Genomic DNA, 18213 nt, shown 5'->3' on the forward strand with positions numbered 1-18213 from the left:
CCTCGCCCCCCTCCCCCCCCCCCCCCCCCCCCCCCCCCCCTCCCCCCCTCCCCTCCCCCCCCCCCCCCCCCCCCCCCCCCACGGGCGTTTCCCGGGGCCCTCCCGGGCGGCCGCCCGGGAGGGCGGCTCCGATCTCGTGGGCCGGGACGGCGTGAGGCAGAATCGAGCGCATGACGAGCCCCCAGCAGCCCATCGAGGAACCGGCCTACGCGGACCGGGTCTACCGCTCCAACGCCGCCCTGGTGACCGGGGGCCTGCTGCTGGCGCTCCTGCTGTGGATCTGCGGCGACGCGGTCGTCCGCGGCAGCGGCCGGACCCCCTGGTTCGCGCTGGCCGGATTCCTCACCGCCGCCCCGCTCATCTGGGCGTACACCCTGCGGCCCGCCGTCTTCGCCAACGAGGACCGGCTGCGGATCCGCAACCCCTTCCGGACCATCGAGCTGCCGTGGGCCAGGGTCGACGCGATCCGGGCCCGCTACTCCGCCGAGGCCCTCGCGGGCGGGGCGACGTACCAGCTGTGGTCGATCCCCGTCTCGCTGCGCCAGCGCAAGTCCGCGACCCGCCGCAACGCCAAGCGCAAGGCGCACGGCGAGGACATGCTCCAGGCCGAGCCCGAGATCAGCCGCGCCGAGGCCGACCAGCACGTCGCCGAGCTGAGCGAGGTCCACGAGCGGGCCGTCGCCACCAACCGCCCGGGCGCCCAGGGCGAGGTCTCCGTGCGCTGGGCGTACGAGACCATCGCCCCGGCCGTCGCGGGCGCGATCCTGCTGATCGTCCTCTTCGCCACCCGCTGACCGGCCCGCCCGTGCATGGGGACGGCCGTCACACCCGGCACCGGAACCGGGCCCACCGCCCGGTGCGTCCCTGCTGGTGTGCAACAGCGTCATGACGTGGGCGGCAGTTCCGCCATACGATTCCGGGCCGTGAGCGGCGTCCTGCTCCTCGCCCATCTCGCACTCGTCGGCTGGTTCACCCTGCGGCCGCTGGACGTGCCCTGGGCCGCGGCCGCCAATCTGACCCCCCTGGAGGGGATCAGGGCCGATCTCGCGTACGGGCCGCTCGAGGCGGCCCGCCGGATCGGGTCGGCCGTGGTCCTGCTCGCCCCGCTCGGCGTACTGCTGCCGCTCACGGGCGGCCGGCTGACCGTGTCCCCACTGGCCTCGCTGGCCCGTACCACCGCGGCCGGCACGCTCGTCTCGCTCGCCATCGAGCTGCTCCAGACCGGCATCCCGGGCCAGGTGATGGACGTCGACTCGCTGCTGCTGAACTCCGCCGGCGTCGCCCTCGCGCACCTGGCCGTCGTACCGGCGGTGCGCGCCCGGCTGCGGCGCGCAAAGGTGTGCGAGGTCCCTTCCGGACCGGCTTCTCAGGGGTCGACCCCGAGGATTTCCAGGGTCGGTATCGCCCCCTGGAGCGAGGTTCTGTCCGCCGTACCCAGGGAGTATTGAGACATCGCAGAAAGCGATACGACGAAGGAGAAAGCCATGGCCGCCCTTGCCCGCCCCCGCGACGGACGAATGATCGGCGGAGTCTGCGCCGCGCTGGCGCGTCGCTTCGGAATTTCCTCGACGACCATGCGGGTCATATTCGTGGTCTCGTGCCTGCTGCCCGGCCCGCAGTTCCTGGTGTACCTGGCCCTGTGGCTGCTGCTGCCCAACGAGCAGACCGCCGCCAAGACCGCCTGGTAGCCGGACCGCGAATCAGCGGCCGGCCCGCGCCAGCTTTTCGAGCTGCTTGTCGGCGAGGTCGTGCGGCACCTCCGCCTGCTTCCGGTCGGCGACGTTCAGCGCCATCATCCGGACGACCGTCGCCCCCGAGCGGACGACGAGCAGGTGGACCGGGGCCGAGACGCCCTCGGCCGCCGCGGTGACGGTCCAGCTCACGCTCTCGTCGCCGCCGACCTCGTAGTCCGCCGGCCGGACGTCCTTGTACGTGCCGGTCTGCTTCTCGACGGTCGCGGTGAAGCCGTCCTTGCAGGCGCCCAGCGCCTCGCGCAGGCCCGAGAGCAGCTGCTTCGCGTCGCGCTCGGCGTACGAACTGAGCGAGGCGGACACCGCCAGGCCGAGCTTCCTGCGGGAGCCGATGCCGCGGTTGACCGTCTCGCGCGCGGCCTCGTCGGGCTCGTCGCCCATGACGTCGGCCAGCGGCTGGCAGGGCTTGCGGTCCGCCTGGGGCTGGCCGTCCGGCGCCGCCGGGTCCTTGCCCTGCGTGGAGATCTGGTAGTCGGCGAGGTCCCCCGGGGCCAGCGCCGCCTTCTCCAGGGCCGTCCCTGCGCCGGCCGGGGCCGTCCCGGTACTGCCCGGGGCCGTCCCTGCACTGCCCGGGGCACCCGCGGCGGGCTGCCGCGAGCTCTTGTTCTCGGCGGGGCCCTTCGGTCCGGACTCCTGCGCGGAGCAGCCGGCGGCGAGCAGCAGGACGGGAACGGTCAGGAGCGCGACCGCTCCCCTTGCCTTCACCAGCATGATCGACGAAACCTCACAGCCCGTGCGTCTTACGGCAGTTGGTGGCGATCCTGGCACAGCACGCGACCGGGCGCACACCTCGTCGAAGGGGTGTGCGCCCGGTCGTGCACGCGTACGGAACGCGGCAGGGTCAGAGCGGCAGGCCGCCCTGCAGCGGCAGACCGCCGAGCAGGCCGGCGACCGGGTCCGAGGACTCGCCCTGGCCCTCGGCCGGGGCGGCCGTCTGGTTGGTGACCTTGCCGAGGGTGTCCGCGACCGGGACCGCGCCGGCGATGCCGGTGGCGGAGCCGAGCAGGTCGGCGGCGCCCACGGCCGGGGTGGCCGAGGCGGTGCCCGCGGCGGCTGCGGCGAAGGCGGCACCGAGGACGGCGACACCGAGGGTCTTGGCAGCTGACTGCTTCATGAAATCTCGTCCTTGCGACGGGGAATTGAGCGGCTCCGCAAACTAGCCATCTCAAACCCTCCACCGCAAACATCCTTAAATACGAGAAAGCGTCCGGGAATTGACCCTCCCGGACGCTTTCAGAACGTAATGCCGTGGCCTACACGGCGACAGAACCGCTGGTGGAAGCAGTCTGGCGGAACAGCCACTCCGACTTCAGCTCGGCGTAGCCAGGCTTGATGACGTCGTTGATCATGGCGAGTCGTTCATCGAAAGGAATGAACGCGGACTTCATCGCATTGACGGTGAACCACTGCATGTCGTCGAGCGAGTAGCCGAACGTGTCGACCAGGTGCTCGAACTCGCGGGTCATGCTGGTGCCGCTCATCAGCCGGTTGTCGGTGTTGACGGTCAGCCGGAAGTGCAGTTTGCGCAGCAGGCCGATCGGGTGCTCGGCGTACGAGGCGGCCGCGCCCGTCTGGAGGTTCGAGGTGGGGCACATCTCCAGGGGGATGCGCTTGTCCCGGACGTACGACGCCAGGCGGCCCAGCGTCACGGAGCCGTCCTCGGCGACCTCGATGTCGTCGATGATCTTCACGCCGTGGCCGAGCCGGTCGGCGCCGCACCACTGGAGGGCCTGCCAGATCGACGGAAGGCCGAAGGCCTCGCCCGCGTGGATCGTGAAGTGGTTGTTCTCGCGCTTGAGGTACTCGAAGGCGTCGAGGTGGCGGGTGGGAGGGAACCCGGCCTCGGCGCCGGCGATGTCGAAGCCGACGACGCCGTTGTCCCGGTAGCGGTTGGCCAGCTCCGCGATCTCCAGCGCACGGGCCGCGTGGCGCATGGCGGTCAGCAGGGCGCCGACGCGGATGCGGTGGCCGTTGGCCCTCGCGCGGCGCTCGCCCTCGCGGAAGCCGTCGTTCACGGCCTCGACGACCTCTTCGAGGCTCAGACCGGCCTCGAGGTGCTGCTCGGGGGCGTAGCGGATCTCCGCGTAGACGACGCCGTCCTCGGCGAGGTCCTCGGCACACTCGGCGGCGACCCGGAAGAGCGCCTCCTTCGTCTGCATGACGGCGCAGGTGTGCGCGAACGTCTCCAGGTAGCGCGGCAGCGAGCCGGAGTCGGCCGCGTCGCGGAACCACACGCCGAGCTTGTCGGCGTCGGTCTCGGGGAGCTTGTCGTAGCCGACTTCCGCGGCCAGCTCGAGGATGGTCCCGGGACGCAGCCCGCCGTCGAGGTGGTCGTGCAGGAGCACCTTCGGGGAGCGGCGGATCTGGTCCGGCGTGGGCAGGGTGGGGGTCTCGCTCGTCATCTCGGCACTGTAGCGCCTACGCGCGTAGAGCGCCCCGGCGGGCGGCGCGGTCGATACGTAACAGTGACCGTGCGGACGGGTGGCGTACACCCGGGCGTCTGAGACTGTTTGGCCATGGCACAGCATGCGCCGCCGGTGCGCGGGGCCCGCCTGGGGCGGGCGGCCCGCGCGAACGGCTCCGAGGTGGTCAGTGGCGTCGTCCTGTTACTCCCCGGCACCTCCCGGCTCTCGCCGGGCCCGGTACGGGCCCTGAGCCGGGCTCTGGCCAGGGCGGGAGCGGCGGAGGGACTGGCCGTGCACCTGGTCCACGGCGGCTCCGCCGAGTGGGCCGCGGGCGAGGTCGTACGCCGCTACGGCGACGTGCCCGTCTGCCTCGCGGGCTACGGCGCCGGCGGCCTGGCCGCCCTGCGCGCCGCGGGCCACACCGCCGTCAACTCCGTACTGGCCCTTGCCCCTTGCCTGGAGGAGCCGTCCCCGATGGCCTCCCCTGAACCGGTGAAACAGCTGGCGGGCCGACAGGTGTTGATCGTTCACGGCACCAACGACGCCAGCTCCGACCCGGAGCTGTCGTTCCACCTCGCGACCCGCGCCAAGAAGGCGAACCGGTCGACGTGCCGCTTCGAGGTCCACTCGGACGGCCACTCGCTGCGCGAGCACCGCTCCGAAGTCGTCGCCCTGTCCGTGGACTTCGTCAGGGGCGCCCTCTTCACGGGCCACTACTCCCGGCCGGTCACCGACGCCCTCGCCGCCCCGCCGCCCCTCGGCCTGCGCATGCCCCTGGCCTCCGGCTTCGGCCGGTCGCTGCGGGGCTGAGCCGGCCGGCTTCAGCCGGGTACGGAGACCGCCGTCAGAAGACCGGCCGCACGCCCCAGGGTGCGGGAGAGCTCGTCCGCGGCGCGGGCGGTGGCCAGGACGTAGCCGTGGTGGAAGGAGCCCGTCGGGGGGTGCAGGACGGTGGCGCCGGGCGGTCGGACGAACTGCGCCAGACAGCCAGACGATCGTCCAGCTCCTCTCCGCAGGCACGGAGGACAAGGCCATCGCCCGCCGCCTGGGCATGTCGGAACGCACGTGCCAGCGCCACAGCGCCGAGATCATGCGGGCCACGGGCGGCCCGCCCAGCCGGGGCAGGGTGGGGACGAGAGGAACCAGCCCGCCCGGAAGCGGCTCTTCGCGCGCGGGTCTGCGCCCGCGCTCCGCGCGGCTGGGAGGGCATAGCTGAGGCCCCCCGGTGGGAGGCCACCCACCACCGGCGGCTTCCCCGCCGTGCACACCTCCGTCCTGCCGCCTGACGACCGCCCCACCGAGCTCTGCTGCTGACAAGCAGCGGCCGCCGGACGACCACGGCTGTCCGGCGGCCGCTGCCGGCCTATGCCCGGCCACAGACAGCCCGGCCGCCGCCGAGACGAGCGGACCGCGTAGCGATCGTGGGCGGCTTATGTCCGGCCACGGCCGGTCCGGTGGCCGCCGGTCGGCCTCGGCCGTGTAGCGATCGTGGGCGGCCTATGCCCAACCACGGCCGGCCGCCGGCCGCCAATCGACCGCGGCCGTGTAGCGATCTGCCGCGCGTCTTTCCGCCCGGAGGGCGGGCACCCCGCGCCCCTGACCCGACCGGTCGGCCAGGGGGACCGGCACTGGGTCCCGTCCCCGCTGCCATCCCTCCCCCTCCGGGGGATGCTCGCAAGTCTGTGGACTTCCGGGACGGGACGGGCGGTCAAGGGTGGCCCGAAGGGCCATCGCGAAGCGACGCGACCGAAGGGAGCGCCCTTGAGGGCACGGCCCGGCACGGACGGACACTCAGACATGCGGGCAGACCACGGAGAACCCCGCCACCCCGACCCACCGCAAACCCGCCCCCGCCACCGCCCCGCCGTCATCCCGACCGCAACACACCTCGGCTCCGCCGAGTGCCGATGCGCCGCACCCGCCTCCGGAGACCATCAGGAGCCAGCGCGGCACCGGACCCCGCCCCACCATCGTGCCGACTGCCGTACAAGCCAGACCGCCCGGGGAGGCGGGTGGGCAAACACCGGCAGACAGCGCCCCGCTTGGGGGAAGAGGACCGCCCCGGCAGAGCACCGGCCCCCCACCCCCACCCCCCACCCCCTACCCCTACCCCTACCCCTACCCCTCCGGCAGGAGCCTCCCCCGCTGCGAGAGCAGGAAGCGCTTGAAGGCCGCCACCGGTGGGGTGTCCGGGTGGCCGTCGAGCCAGGCGACGCCGATTTCGCGGGCCGCGCGCGGTGCCGTGACGGTCAGTTCGACCACGCCCGGCCGGGCGACCGCCGGGGGCGGCAACAGGGCCACGCCCAGCCCCGCCGCCACCAGGCCGCGGAGCGTTTCGGCCTCCTCGCCCTCGAACGCCACCCGCGGGGTGAACCCCGCCTCCGCGCACAGGTCGTCGGTGATCCGCCGCAGCCCGTAGCCCGGCTCCAGGGTGACGAACGTTTCGTCCGCGGCCTCCGCGAGGCGGATCCGTTTGCGCGTGGCGAGCCTGTGGTCGTCCGGCACGACCAGCCGCAGCCGCTGCTCGTCGAGCCGCCGGGCGACCAGGTCCGGCGCGTCCGGGATCGGCGAGGTGAGACAGAGGTCCAGCTCGCCGGCGCGCAACCGCTCCAGCATCGCCTCGCCGTAGTTCTGCACGAGCGAGAACCGCACCCGCGGGTGGTCCGCCCGGAAGGCCCTGATCAGCCCCGGTACGGTCTCCGACCCCATGGTGTGCAGGAAGCCGAAGGCGACCTTCCCGGAGGCGGGGTCGGCGTCCGCCCGTACGGACTCGGCGGCGCGGCCGATCTCACCGAGGGCCCGTTCCGCCGAGGCGAGGAAGGTGCGGCCCGCGGTCGTCAGGACGACCGTACGTCCCTTCCTCGCGAACAGGGCGACGCCCAGGTCCTGTTCGAGCCGGACGATCGCCCGCGACAGCGTCGGCTGTGGAACTCCCAGCTCGTGCGCGGCCCGCGTGACGTGCTGGTGGCGGGCGACCGCGGCGAAATAGGCGAGGCGGGGCGCAAGGACAGTTGTCACGGCCATGTCTTCTTCGTAACGGCTCATTGACAGCCACCCTCCTGAACTGTGCTTATGCAGAACTGAATCAATTATGGGGATTGGACGCATTGGACGCATGAAAGAAGCCGTCCTACCGTCGACGTATGCCTCCCGCTCATACCGGGGCACCCGTCACCACGGGTGCCTCCACCCCGCCGTCCCCGCAGCCCGCTCCCCACGCGAAGCCCGCTTCTCACACGAAGCCCGCCGCCGCCCCGGAGCCCCTCTCCCCCGGCCGCCCCGGCTACCGCCGCCTGAGCCTCGCGCTCTTCGCCGCCGGGCTCGCGACCTTCGCGCTGCTGTACTCCACCCAGGCGCTGCTGCCCGCGATCTCCACGGGCTTCGGCGTGACGGCCGGTCAGGCCAGCTGGACGGTGTCGGCGGCGACGGGCGCGCTCGCGCTGTTCGTCCTCCCGCTGAGCGCCCTCTCCGAGCGCTTCGGCCGGACCCGGATGATGACGTGCTCGATGGCGGTGGCCGTGGCGGTCGGCCTGCTGGTGCCCTTCGCCCCGAACATCGAGGTGCTGATCGCGCTGCGCGCGGTGCAGGGCGCGGCCATCGCGGGCGTCCCCGCCTCGGCGATGGCGTACCTCGCGGAGGAGGTCCGGCCCAAGGCGCTCGTCGCCGCGATCGGACTGTTCGTCGCGGGCAACTCCATCGGCGGCATGAGCGGCCGTCTCGTCACCGGGTGGGCGGCCCAGCTGGGCGGCTGGCGCGCCGGGCTCGCCGCGGTCGGCGTGCTGGCGCTGGTGTGCGCGGTGGTGTTCCGCGTCCTGCTGCCGAAGGCGCGGTTCTTCAGCCCGGCCTCCCTGGAGCCGCGGGCGCTCGGCCGCACCGTCGCCGGTCACCTGAAGGACCCGCTGCTGCTGCGCCTGTACGGCATCGGCGCGCTGTTCATGACGGTGTTCGGCGCCGTGTACACGGTGATCGGCTACCGGCTGGCCGAGGCGCCGTTCTCCCTCGGCCAGGGCGTGATCGGCTCGATCTTCCTCGTCTATCTGGTCGGTACGGCCTCCTCGGCCGCCGCCGGGCAGCTGGTGGCCCGGCTGGGCCGCCGCGGCGCCCTGTACCTGGCCGTGGCGACGACCGCCGCGGGCCTGCTGCTGTCGCTCTCGGACCGGCTGGCCGCGATCCTGGCGGGCCTGGTGCTGATCACCGCGGGCTTCTTCGCGGGCCACGCGGTCGCGTCGTCCTCGGTGAGCCGTACGGCGAAGACGGGCCGCGCCCAGGCCTCCGCCCTGTACCAGTCGGCGTACTACCTGGGCAGCAGCGCGGGCGGCACCCTCGGTGCGGTGGCGTACCACGCGGCCGGCTGGCAGGCGACGGTGCTGCTGGGCCTGCTGGCCGTACTGGGCGTCGTCTCGATCACCCTGTACGGGTCCCGGGTGGCCCGCGCGGAGCGCCTGCTCCTCACCCCCGTGCGCTAGGGGCTGTCCCGCAGGCCGCAGTAATACCAGCTGCTCAGCACAAAAAGACGGCCCGGGAGTGCAACTCATCCCGGGCCCTCGTGCGTCCTCCAGACGAGGGCCTCGTACGGCCCCGCACGGCCTCGGGGCGAGGCACGGAGAACGCTATCGGGGATCTGGGGATCTGGGGATGGGGATCGGCATGGGGACGGGAACGGGGATGGGGAACAAGATGGCTGCGGCCATACGCGGCAGCCGCCGCGGGGCCGTGGCGGCGGGCGCGGTGACCGCGCTCGTGATGCCGCTGTCGCTGGCGGTGACGGCCGCTCCGGCGCAGGCGGCGTCGTGCAACATGACCACCGGGCCCTACCAGAAGCAGGTGGAGAAGTTCCTCGGGCGGCCGGTCGACGGACGTCAGTCCGCGGCGGACTGCCAGGCGATCAAGGCCTTCCAGGCCAAGCACGGCATCACCCCGACCGCCGGGTACGCGGGCACCGTGACCTGGCGGACGATGAGCACGATGCTGGCCCAGAAGGCGGCGGGCAACAACCCGAACGCCGACGGCAAGTGCCCGACCAACCGCGGCCGGATCGCGTGCGTGGACCTGACCCGCCAGCTGAGCTGGATCCAGGACGGCCGCACCCTGAAGTACGGCCCGGTTCCGGTGCGGACGGGCAAGGACGGTACGGAAACCCGTACCGGGCTGAAGAAGATCTACCACCGCAACATCAACCACTGGTCGACGATCTACCGGGTGTGGATGCCGTACTCGCAGTTCTTCGACGGCGGCCAGGCCTTCCACTCCGTCACCAAGAGCATGTGGAACCCGCCGGGCTCGGGCGGCTGCGTGAACATGCGGTCCGCGGACGCCAAGGCGTACTGGAACATGCTCAAGAACGGCGAGGACGTCTTCGTCTACGGCCGCAAGCCGGGTACCTGAGCAGACCCGCGCCCGGGCTGCCCCCAGCGGGCCGCCCGGGCGTTTCCGGCTGCCGTTGTCAGACCCCTGGGGTAGCTTCCGAAGTGTCCGAAGCCGAAGTACCCGAAGTACCGGAACCGGACCGGAACCACACCTGTGCGACCTGGGGGCAGACAAGATGAGTGACGTCGCGACCCGTCCGGAGCTGGACGCCGCCCTGGACCGCCACCGGGTCGAGCTCAACGGCTACTGCTACCGGATGCTCGGATCGTCGTTCGACGCGGAGGACGCGGTCCAGGAGACGTACATCCGCGCCTGGCGGAGCTACGACAAGTTCGAGGGCCGCTCCTCGCTGCGGTCGTGGCTGTACCGGATCGCGACGAACGTCTGCCTGGACCTGCTCAGCGCGGGCAGCAAGCGCGCCCGGCCGATGGACCTCACCGCTCCGCAGGCCCAGGCCTCGGCCGTGCTCGCCACCCGGCCCGAGGTCACGTGGCTGGAGCCGGTGCCGGACGGTCGGGTGCTGCCGCAGACCGCGGACCCGGCGGAGACGGCGCTCGCGAAGGAGTCCGTGCGGCTGGCGTTCATGGCGGCCCTTCAGCACCTGCCGGCCAAGCAGCGGGCGGTGCTGATCCTGCGCGAGGTGCTGGCCTGGAAGGCCGACGAGACGGCCGAGCTGCTGGGCACCACGGTGGCTTCGGTGAACAGCGCCCTGCAGCGGGCGAGGGCGACGCTCGCCTCGCAGAAGATCCGCGAGAGCGATGCCGCCGACCCGCTCGACGAGGAGCAGCGCAAGCTGCTCGACCGCTACACGGCGGCCTTCGAGGGCTACGACATCGAGCAGCTGACCTCGCTGCTGCACGAGGACGCCGTGCTGTCCATGCCGCCCTTCGACCTGTGGCTCCAGGGGCCGGCGGAGATCGCCGCCTGGCACCTCAACCAGGGCATCGGCTGCAAGGGCTCCCGCCTGGTGCCGACCGTGGCGAACGGCCTCCCGGCCTTCGGCCAGTACCGCAGGTCCGAGACGGGCGAGGGGCACGTGCCCTGGGCCCTCCAGGTGCTGGAGATCTCAGACGGACGGATCGTCGGCCTGAACGCCTTCCTGGACACCGAGCGGTGGTTCCCGCTCTTCGGGCTGCCCGAGCACCTCGGCTAAGCCCGCCAGGCCCAGCAGCGCGCGCAGCCGCCCGCCGGCGCCCTTCACCCGGAGCCGGGTGCCGTGGCGGCGGGCGGTCAGCGCCATGCGGGCGAGGGCGTCGACCGCGGCGAGCCCGGGGAGCACGACCGCGGTCGCATCGCAGACCACCTCCGCGGGGCCGCCGCGGCTGAGGTCGCGTATCCGCGCGCACAGCGCGGGGATGTCGTGTCCGGGCAGATCGGGTCCGGGCAGGGTCAGCGTCTTCGTCTCCACGAGACACAGACCCCGCCCGGGTCACCGATTCATCGGCCCGGGCGCAATCGCGTCAGGCGATCCGGTCCAGCACGATCGGGGCCGCGGTGAAGTCGGTGCCCGCCGGGGCGACGTCGTACGACCCCTCCAGGGAGGAGAGGGCGTACGCGAACTTCTCCGGGGTGTCCGTGTGCAGGGTCATCAGCGGCTGGCCGGCGACGACGGAGTCACCCGGCTTGGCGTGCAGCTCGATGCCCGCGCCCGCCTGCACCGGGTCCTCCTTGCGGGCCCGGCCGGCGCCCAGGCGCCACGCGCCCACGCCCACCGCGTACGCGTCCAGGCGGGTCAGGACGCCCGAGGACGGGGCGGTGACCACGTGCTGCTCGCGGGCGACCGGCAGGGTGGCGTCCGGGTCTCCGCCCTGGGCGGCGATCATGCGGCGCCACACGTCCATCGCGGAGCCGTCCGCGAGGGCCTTCGCCGGGTCGGCGTCCTTGATGCCGGCCGCGTCGAGCATCTCGCGCGCGAGCGCGATGGTCAGCTCCACCACGTCCGCGGGGCCGCCACCGGCCAGCACCTCGACCGACTCGCGGACCTCGAGGGCGTTGCCCGCGGTGAGGCCGAGCGGGGTGGACATGTCGGTGAGCAGGGCGACCGTCTTGACGCCCGAGTCGGTGCCGAGGCCGACCATGGTGCGGGCCAGCTCGCGGGCGTCCTCGATGTTCTTCATGAAGGCGCCGGAGCCGACCTTCACGTCCAGCACCAGGGAGCCCGTACCCTCGGCGATCTTCTTCGACATGATCGAGGAGGCGATCAGCGGGATCGCCTCGACGGTGCCGGTGACGTCGCGCAGCGCGTAGAGCTTCTTGTCGGCCGGGGCCAGCCCGTCGCCGGCGGCGCAGATGACCGCGCCGGTGGTGTCGAGCACGTTCAGCATCTCCTCGTTGGAGAGCAGCGCGCGCCAGCCGGGGATGGACTCCAGCTTGTCGAGGGTGCCGCCGGTGTGGCCGAGGCCGCGGCCGGAGAGCTGCGGCACGGCGGCGCCGCACGCGGCGACGAGCGGGGCGAGCGGCAGGGTGATCTTGTCGCCGACGCCGCCGGTGGAGTGCTTGTCCGCGGTCGGGCGGGAGAGCGCGTCGAAGTTCATCCGCTCACCGCTCGCGATCATGGCGGCGGTCCAGCGGGCGATCTCGGCGCGGTTCATGCCGTTCAGCAGGATGGCCATCGCCAGCGCGGACATCTGCTCGTCGGCGACCACGCCGCGCGTGTACGCGTCGATGACCCAGTCGATCTGCTCGGGGCTCAGCTCGCCCTTGTCGCGCTTGGTGCGGATGACGGAGATGACGTCCATGGGTTACTTCCTACTTCCTTCTACGCGCATAGAGAGGGGTGGAACGGATGATGCGGGGAAGTGCGACGGCCCCCCGCCCGGCAGGGCGAAGGGCCGTCTTCGTACGGCTATCTCAGATGGTCGGGCCCGAAGGCCTGGGGCAGCATCGCCGCGAGCGGCAGCACCCCGTCCGGCGTCTCCACGAGCAGCTCGGGACCGCCGAACTCGTACAGCAGCTGCCGGCAGCGACCGCACGGGACCAGGACCTCGCCCTTGCCGTCCACGCACGTGAAGTGCGTCAAGCGGCCACCGCCCGTGGCCTGGAGCTGCGAGACGAGACCGCACTCGGCGCACAGCCCGAGGCCGTAGCTGGCGTTCTCGACGTTGCAGCCGGTCACGACGCGCCCGTCGTCGACCAGGGCGGCCACCCCGACCGGGAAGCCCGAGTACGGGGCGTAGGCGTGGGACATGGCGTCCCGCGCCTGCTTCCGCAGGGCCTCCCAGTCGATGGCGGAGGTGCCGGGCGCCGTCACTTGCCCTGGCCCTTTTGGTACGGCAGGCCGTCCGCCTTGGGCATCCGCAGGCGTTGTGCGGACAGGGCGAGGACCAGCAGGGTCACGACGTACGGGGCGGCGTCGACGAACTGGCTCGGCACCTCGTCGGTGAGCGCGTACCAGAGGAAGAGCAGCACCGCGAAGCCGGCGGAGACCGCGGCCTGGACGTACTTCTTCTTGTACAGGTGCCAGGCCATCGCCAGGACCAGCAGGATCGCGATCAGCAGCAGCATCGCGTGGACGTTCTCGGCACCGCCGCGCAGCTTGAGGCTGTCGGTGAAGCCGAAGAGGCCCGCGCCGAGCGCCATGCCGCCCGGCATCCAGTTACCGAAGATCATCGCGGCGAGACCGATGTAGCCGCGGCCGCCGGTCTGGCCTTCCTGGTAGATACCGGTGGACACGATCGCGAGGAACGCACCGCCGAGACCGGCCAGGGCGCCCGAGATGACCACGGCGATGTACTTGTACTTGTACACGTTGACGCCGAGGGACTCGGCGGCCACCGGGTTCTCACCGCAGGAGCGCAGCCGCAGACCGAACGAGGTCCGCCACAGCACGTACACGCTGCCGGGGATCAGGAGCAGGGCGACGACGGTCAGCAGGGACAGGTTGGTCACCAGGCCGCCGAGGACGCCGGCGACGTCCGAGATGAAGAACCAGTTCTTGCCCTGGAGATCGGTCAGCCAGTCCGACAGCCCCGGGATGGTGATGTCGGTGATCGGCTCGATGCGCGGGGACTGCTTGGAGGAGCCGCCCTCGGCCTCGGCGAACGTGTAGTTCGACAGGTACTGGGTGACGCCGATGGCGAGGATGTTGATCGCCACACCGGAGACGATGTGGTTGACGTTGAACGTCACGGTGATGATCGCGTGCAGCAGGCCGCCGAGGGCGCCGCCGACGATGCCCAGGAGGACGCCGGTCCACGGGCCCCACTGGTAGCCGGCCCAGGCGCCGAACCAGGTGCCGAGGACCATCATGCCTTCGAGGCCGATGTTCACGACGCCCGCGCGCTCGGCCCACAGGCCGCCGAGACCGGCCAGGCCGATCGGCACCGCGAGCTGGAGGGCGCCGGAGACCTGGCCGACGGAGGTCAGGTCGTTGGCGCCGCTGATGACGCGGACCAGCGAGACCAGCGCGAGGCCGCCCGCGATGATCAGCAGGATCCAGGGCAGGGTGAGCTTCGTGCGGCCGCTGCTCTTCTTGGGCGCGGCGCTCGTCGCGGAAACGGTGCTGGTGCTCACGCCGCGACCTCCTTCTCGGTCTTCATGGCGCCGCCGGCGGCGAGCTCCTCGCCCACCTTCTGCTGCTGGCGGCGGATGCCGTAGCGGCGGACGAGCTCGTACGAGACGACGACCGCGATCACGATCAGGCCCTTCATGATCGTGGCGATTTCCTTCGCGTACCCGTACTGGTCCAGGGAGGCGGACGCCTTGTCCAGGAACGCGATCAGCAGGGCGGCGAAGAAGATGCCGACCGGGTGGTTACGGCCGAGCAGCGCGATGGTGATGCCGGTGAAGCCGACGCCGACCGGGAAGGAGAGGCTGTACGTGTGGGTGTCGCCCAGCAGGACCGGCATGCCGGCCAGACCGGCGACCGCACCCGAGATCAGCATCGAGGTGAGGATCATCTTCTTGGCGTCGACGCCGGAGGCCTGGGCCGCGGACTCGCTGGCGCCGGTGGCGCGCAGGTCGAAGCCGAAGCGTGTCCGGTTGAGGACGAACCAGTAGACGATGCCCAGCGCGAAGGCGACGAAGGTGAAGCCGTAGATCTCGCCGGAGTCGCCCATGCTCACGGCCGGGAACCAGCCGGACTCGGGGATGTCGCCGGTGGTGAGGTCGTTGGAGCCCTCCGGCTGCACGCCGAGGTTCTCCGGCAGCAGCAGCCAGGCGATCAGGCTGGTCGCGATGGCGTTCAGCATGATCGTGGAGACGACCTCGCTGACACCGCGCTTGGCCTTGAGGACGCCGGCGATGCCGGACCAGAAGGCGCCGACGCACATCGCGACGACGACGATGAGCAGGATCTGCAGCGGGCCCGGGAGGGTGACGGACGCGCCGACCACCGCGGAGAGCATCGCGGCGAGGCGGTACTGGCCGTCGACGCCGATGTTGAAGAGGTTCATCCGGAAGCCGATGGCGACGGCCAGGGCTGCCAGGTAGTACGTGCCGGTCTGATTCAGGATCAGGACCTGGACGTCCTCGTAGCCGGCGTTCTCCACCATCAGGCGGATCGGCTCGATCGGGTTCACGCCGGTGGCGAGCAGCACCACGGCGGTCAGCAGGAAGGCGCTGACCAGTGCGAGCACCGGTCCGGCGGCTCCCAGGATCAGCTTGTCCTTGTCGATTTTCATCATCGCGCCTCGTCCTCCGGCGAATCGGCGCCCGCGGCGGAGTCGGGTCCTTCGGTGCTGCCGGCGCTCCCGGCGGTACCAGCGGTTTCGCCGTTGTTCTCGTGTTCCAGGTGGCCGCGGGCCGCGCCGGTCATGGCGGTGCCCAGCTCCTCCGGGGTGATGGTCGCGGGGTCGGCGTCCGCGACCAGGCGCCCGCGGTAGATCACGCGCAGGGTGTCGGACAGGCCGATGAGCTCGTCCAGGTCCGCGGAGATCAGGAGGACGGCCAGGCCCTCGCGGCGGGCTTCGCGGATCGCGTCCCAGATCTGCGCCTGTGCGCCGACGTCCACACCACGGGTGGGGTGGGCGGCGATCAGGAACTTCGGGTTGTGGCTCATCTCGCGGCCGACGATCAGCTTCTGCTGGTTGCCGCCGGAGAGCGAGGCCGCGGTGACGTCGATGCCGGGCGTGCGCACGTCGTACTCGCGCACGATCCGCTCGGTGTCCTTGCGGGCCGCCTTGGGGTCGAGGATGCCGCGCTTGGAGTTGGGCGCCTCGGTGACGTGACCCAGGATGCGGTTCTCCCACAGCGGGGACTCCAGCAGCAGGCCGTGCCGGTGCCGGTCCTCGGGGATGTAGCCGATGCCGTCGACGCGCCGCTTGCGGACGGGAGCCTTGGTGATGTCCGCGCCGTCCAGGGTGATGACGCCCGCGTCCGGGGTGTTCATGCCCATCAGGGCCTCGATGAGCTCGGTCTGGCCGTTGCCCTCGACGCCGGCGATTCCGAGGACCTCGCCCTTGTGGATGGTGAAGCTGATGTCGTCCAGCAGCAGCCGGCCGAGCTCGGCCCCCTCGCGGACCGCGGAGTCCTCCGGGGCCTGGCGGGCCAGCACCTCGGGCTCGGCGACGACCGCGCCGTCGGCGGCGATGGTCAGGCCCTTCACCTGGAGCATCGGGACGTCGGTCACCGTCGACTCCCGGGTCTCCGGCGTCGGCAGCTCGCTGCCGACCATCAGCTCGGCGAGCTGCTTGGTCGTGGCGGTCTTGGGGTCGGCGGTGCCGACCGTGGTGCCGCGCCGGATGACGGTGATGTCGTCGGCGACCTTGAGCACCTCGCCCAGCTTGTGCGAGATGAAGATGACCGTCAGGCCTTCGGACTTGAGCTCGCGCAGGTTCTCGAAGAGTGCGTCGACCTCCTGCGGCACGAGCACCGCGGTCGGCTCGTCGAGGATGAGGATGCGCGCGCCGCGGTAGAGGACCTTGAGGATCTCCACACGCTGGCGGTCGGCGACGCCGAGGTCTTCGACCAGGGCGTCCGGGCGCACGCCCAGACCGTAGGCGTCCGAGATCTCCAGGATCTTCTTGCGGGCCTTGGCACCGATGCCGTAGAGCTTCTCGCCGCCGAGAACCACGTTCTCCAGGACGGTGAGGTTGTCGGCCAGCATGAAGTGCTGGTGCACCATGCCGATGCCGCGGGCGATGGCATCGCCGGGGGTGCTGAAGGAGACCTGCTCCCCGTCGATCGCGATGGTGCCCTCGTCCGGCTTCTGCATGCCGTAGAGGATCTTCATCAGAGTCGACTTGCCGGCACCGTTCTCACCGATGAGGGCATGGACCGTGCCCTTGCGGACGGTGATCGCGATGTCCTTGTTGGCGACGACGCCGGGGAAGCGCTTGGTAATGCCGTGCAGTTCTACGGCGGGGGGCGGGCTGGACGCGTTGATGACGCACTCTCCTTGGCGGGAAGGAGCGGAAGGCAGGGAGGACAGGGCGGGTCGTGAAGGTATCGCGTCCACGAGACCTCTACGCGCGTAGCGCTGTCGAAAGTGAAAAGTTCAGGCCACAAAAGCGGCCCGGGGTCCGGGAGCGGCAGAGCCGCTTCCCGGACCCCGGCGACCGTCAGATCAGACGGACCAGCCTTACGGGGCGGTCTTGACCTTGATCTTGCCGGCGATGATGTCGGCCTTGGCCTTCTCGACCGCGGCGATCAGCTCGGCCTGCTTCTTGTACTCCGGGTTGGAGTCGGCCAGGCCGACGCCGTCCTTGTCGAGACCGTAGCGGACCTCACCGGACTGCGGCTTGCCGTCCTTGACCGACTTGATCAGGTTGTAGACGGAGTCCGAGACGTCCTTGGTGACCGAGGTCAGGATCTGGTTCTTGTACTTCGCCAGACCGGCCTGGTTGTACTGGTCCGAGTCGACACCGATGGCCCACTTGCCGGCGGTCGAGGCGGCCTCGATCGCACCGGAACCGGCCAGACCGGCGGCGGCGTAGACCACGTCGGCACCCTTGGCCAGCTGGCCCTGGGCGGCGGCCTTGCCGAGGTCGGGCTTGGCGAAACCGTCGAAGTTCGGCGGCTGGGTCAGGTACTGGGTCAGTACCGTGGCCTTGGGGTTGGTGTCCTTGACGCCCTGGACGTAGCCCGCCTCGAACTTCTTGATCAGCGGAACCTCGACACCGCCGATGAAGCCGACCTTGCCGGTCTTGGACGCCTTGGCGGCGGCGACGCCGGCCAGGTAGGAGCCCTGCTCCTCGTTGAAGACCATGTTGGCGACGTTGGCGCCGGTCACCGAGGTGTCGTCGATGATTCCGAAGGTGGTCTTCGGGAACTTCGGAGCGACCTTCTTGATGGCCGGGGCGTAGGCGAAGCCGACGCCGATGACCGGGTTGGCGCCGCTGCGGGCCAGCTCGGTGAGGCGCTGGACCTTGTCCGCGTCACCCTCACCCTCGGTGGGCTCGGCTTCCTTGCCCTTGACCGACAGGTCCTTCTCGGCCTTCTGCAGGCCGGCGAAGGCGGCGTCGTTGAAGGACTGGTCGCCACGGCCGCCGATGTCGTAGGCGATGGCCGCAGTGGCTTCCTTCGTCGTCGAGTCCGAGGACCCGGCGTCCGTGGACTTCTTTCCGCCACATGCAGTGGCGCTGAGGGCAAGCGCCGCGGACGCGATGCCCACGGTTGCGATCCTGGTGATCCGGCGCAAGGGGAGGCTCCTTCAAAACCTGACCGAAGCGCCACGACCGGCGCTGGTTTCGCGGCGATCGTAACGCGCGTAGATGTCAGTTAAAGGCCCGTTCAGGAGTCGTTATCGGATC

18 protein-coding genes are annotated in these 18213 nt (G+C 71.3%); 7 read left to right on the forward strand and 11 right to left on the reverse strand.

Annotated elements, in window-relative coordinates; translation table 11 throughout:
- Positions 1 to 170: 170 nt before the first annotated feature.
- The 3 genes from ACZ7H1_RS24665 (at position 171) to ACZ7H1_RS24675 (ending at position 1688) form a co-directional block, all read left to right on the forward strand.
- Positions 171 to 794 (forward strand): PH domain-containing protein, encoded by a 624-nt coding sequence (locus tag ACZ7H1_RS24665; protein ID WP_470789700.1) that lies wholly within the window; start codon positions 171 to 173, stop codon positions 792 to 794.
- A 129-nt stretch (positions 795 to 923) separates the two neighbouring features.
- Positions 924 to 1448 (forward strand): VanZ family protein, encoded by a 525-nt coding sequence (locus ACZ7H1_RS24670; RefSeq protein WP_470789702.1) that lies wholly within the window; start codon positions 924 to 926, stop codon positions 1446 to 1448.
- 36 nt (positions 1449 to 1484) lie between these two features.
- The gene (locus ACZ7H1_RS24675) at positions 1485 to 1688 is read left to right on the forward strand and encodes a PspC domain-containing protein (RefSeq protein WP_470789704.1); all 204 of its coding nucleotides are present in this window, start codon (positions 1485 to 1487) and stop codon (positions 1686 to 1688) included.
- Positions 1689 to 1700: 12 nt separating this feature from the next.
- Here ACZ7H1_RS24675 and ACZ7H1_RS24680 read toward each other — a convergent pair whose 3' ends face one another.
- The 3 genes from ACZ7H1_RS24680 to ACZ7H1_RS24690 all read right to left on the reverse strand — a co-directional run bounded on the left by ACZ7H1_RS24680 (position 1701) and on the right by ACZ7H1_RS24690 (position 4153).
- Positions 1701 to 2462 (reverse strand): hypothetical protein, encoded by a 762-nt coding sequence (locus ACZ7H1_RS24680; protein WP_470789706.1) that lies wholly within the window; start codon positions 2460 to 2462, stop codon positions 1701 to 1703.
- A 130-nt stretch (positions 2463 to 2592) separates the two neighbouring features.
- On the reverse strand, positions 2593 to 2865 hold the full coding sequence (locus ACZ7H1_RS24685; protein ID WP_470789707.1) for a hypothetical protein: 273 nt from the start codon (positions 2863 to 2865) through the stop codon (positions 2593 to 2595).
- A 139-nt stretch (positions 2866 to 3004) separates the two neighbouring features.
- Positions 3005 to 4153 carry an adenosine deaminase gene (locus ACZ7H1_RS24690; protein ID WP_470789709.1) on the reverse strand — a complete coding sequence of 383 codons (1149 nt, stop codon included), beginning with the start codon at positions 4151 to 4153 and terminating at the stop codon, positions 3005 to 3007.
- A gap of 114 nt (positions 4154 to 4267) precedes the next feature.
- Between ACZ7H1_RS24690 and ACZ7H1_RS24695 the strand changes: the two genes are divergently transcribed.
- Positions 4268 to 4966: an alpha/beta hydrolase gene (locus ACZ7H1_RS24695; protein WP_470789711.1), complete on the forward strand. Its 699-nt coding sequence runs from the start codon at positions 4268 to 4270 to the stop codon at positions 4964 to 4966.
- Between the two features lie 1308 nt (positions 4967 to 6274).
- Here the strand turns inward: ACZ7H1_RS24695 and ACZ7H1_RS24700 are convergent.
- A complete protein-coding gene (locus ACZ7H1_RS24700; protein ID WP_470789713.1) occupies positions 6275 to 7201 on the reverse strand; it encodes a LysR family transcriptional regulator in 927 nt (308 codons plus the stop codon).
- Between the two features lie 98 nt (positions 7202 to 7299).
- Here ACZ7H1_RS24700 and ACZ7H1_RS24705 point away from each other — a divergent pair, with 98 nt between their 5' ends.
- From ACZ7H1_RS24705 to ACZ7H1_RS24715, 3 genes are all read left to right on the forward strand, one after another.
- The gene (locus tag ACZ7H1_RS24705; RefSeq protein WP_470789715.1) at positions 7300 to 8622 is read left to right on the forward strand and encodes an MFS transporter; all 1323 of its coding nucleotides are present in this window, start codon (positions 7300 to 7302) and stop codon (positions 8620 to 8622) included.
- Between the two features lie 211 nt (positions 8623 to 8833).
- Positions 8834 to 9541, forward strand: a complete 708-nt coding sequence (locus ACZ7H1_RS24710; RefSeq protein ID WP_470789717.1) for a L,D-transpeptidase family protein — start codon at positions 8834 to 8836, stop codon at positions 9539 to 9541.
- A 157-nt stretch (positions 9542 to 9698) separates the two neighbouring features.
- On the forward strand, positions 9699 to 10676 hold the full coding sequence (locus ACZ7H1_RS24715; protein ID WP_470789719.1) for a sigma-70 family RNA polymerase sigma factor: 978 nt from the start codon (positions 9699 to 9701) through the stop codon (positions 10674 to 10676).
- Here ACZ7H1_RS24715 and ACZ7H1_RS24720 read toward each other — a convergent pair.
- The 7 genes from ACZ7H1_RS24720 to ACZ7H1_RS24750 form a co-directional block, all read right to left on the reverse strand.
- Entirely contained in the window at positions 10590 to 10931 is a 342-nt protein-coding gene (locus tag ACZ7H1_RS24720) for an STAS domain-containing protein (protein WP_470789721.1), read from the reverse strand. The genes ACZ7H1_RS24715 and ACZ7H1_RS24720 overlap by 87 nt on opposite strands.
- A 52-nt stretch (positions 10932 to 10983) precedes the next feature.
- Positions 10984 to 12261: a thymidine phosphorylase gene (locus ACZ7H1_RS24725; protein ID WP_470789723.1), complete on the reverse strand. Its 1278-nt coding sequence runs from the start codon at positions 12259 to 12261 to the stop codon at positions 10984 to 10986.
- Between the two features lie 107 nt (positions 12262 to 12368).
- The gene (locus ACZ7H1_RS24730; protein ID WP_470789725.1) at positions 12369 to 12773 is read right to left on the reverse strand and encodes a cytidine deaminase; all 405 of its coding nucleotides are present in this window, start codon (positions 12771 to 12773) and stop codon (positions 12369 to 12371) included.
- The gene (locus tag ACZ7H1_RS24735) at positions 12770 to 14035 is read right to left on the reverse strand and encodes an ABC transporter permease (RefSeq protein ID WP_470789727.1); all 1266 of its coding nucleotides are present in this window, start codon (positions 14033 to 14035) and stop codon (positions 12770 to 12772) included. The genes ACZ7H1_RS24730 and ACZ7H1_RS24735 overlap by 4 nt, the downstream gene beginning before the upstream one ends.
- Positions 14032 to 15147, reverse strand: a complete 1116-nt coding sequence (locus ACZ7H1_RS24740; protein WP_470789729.1) for an ABC transporter permease — start codon at positions 15145 to 15147, stop codon at positions 14032 to 14034. The genes ACZ7H1_RS24735 and ACZ7H1_RS24740 overlap by 4 nt, the downstream gene beginning before the upstream one ends.
- Entirely contained in the window at positions 15144 to 16814 is a 1671-nt protein-coding gene (locus ACZ7H1_RS24745; protein WP_470789767.1) for an ABC transporter ATP-binding protein, read from the reverse strand. Before ACZ7H1_RS24745 ends, ACZ7H1_RS24740 begins: the two co-directional genes overlap by 4 nt.
- A 228-nt stretch (positions 16815 to 17042) precedes the next feature.
- Complete coding sequence (locus ACZ7H1_RS24750) at positions 17043 to 18101, reverse strand: BMP family lipoprotein (protein ID WP_470789731.1); 1059 nt, start codon at positions 18099 to 18101, stop codon at positions 17043 to 17045.
- Between the last annotated feature and the right edge of the window lie 112 nt (positions 18102 to 18213).

The organism is Streptomyces sp. NPDC037401 (assembly GCF_055602345.1).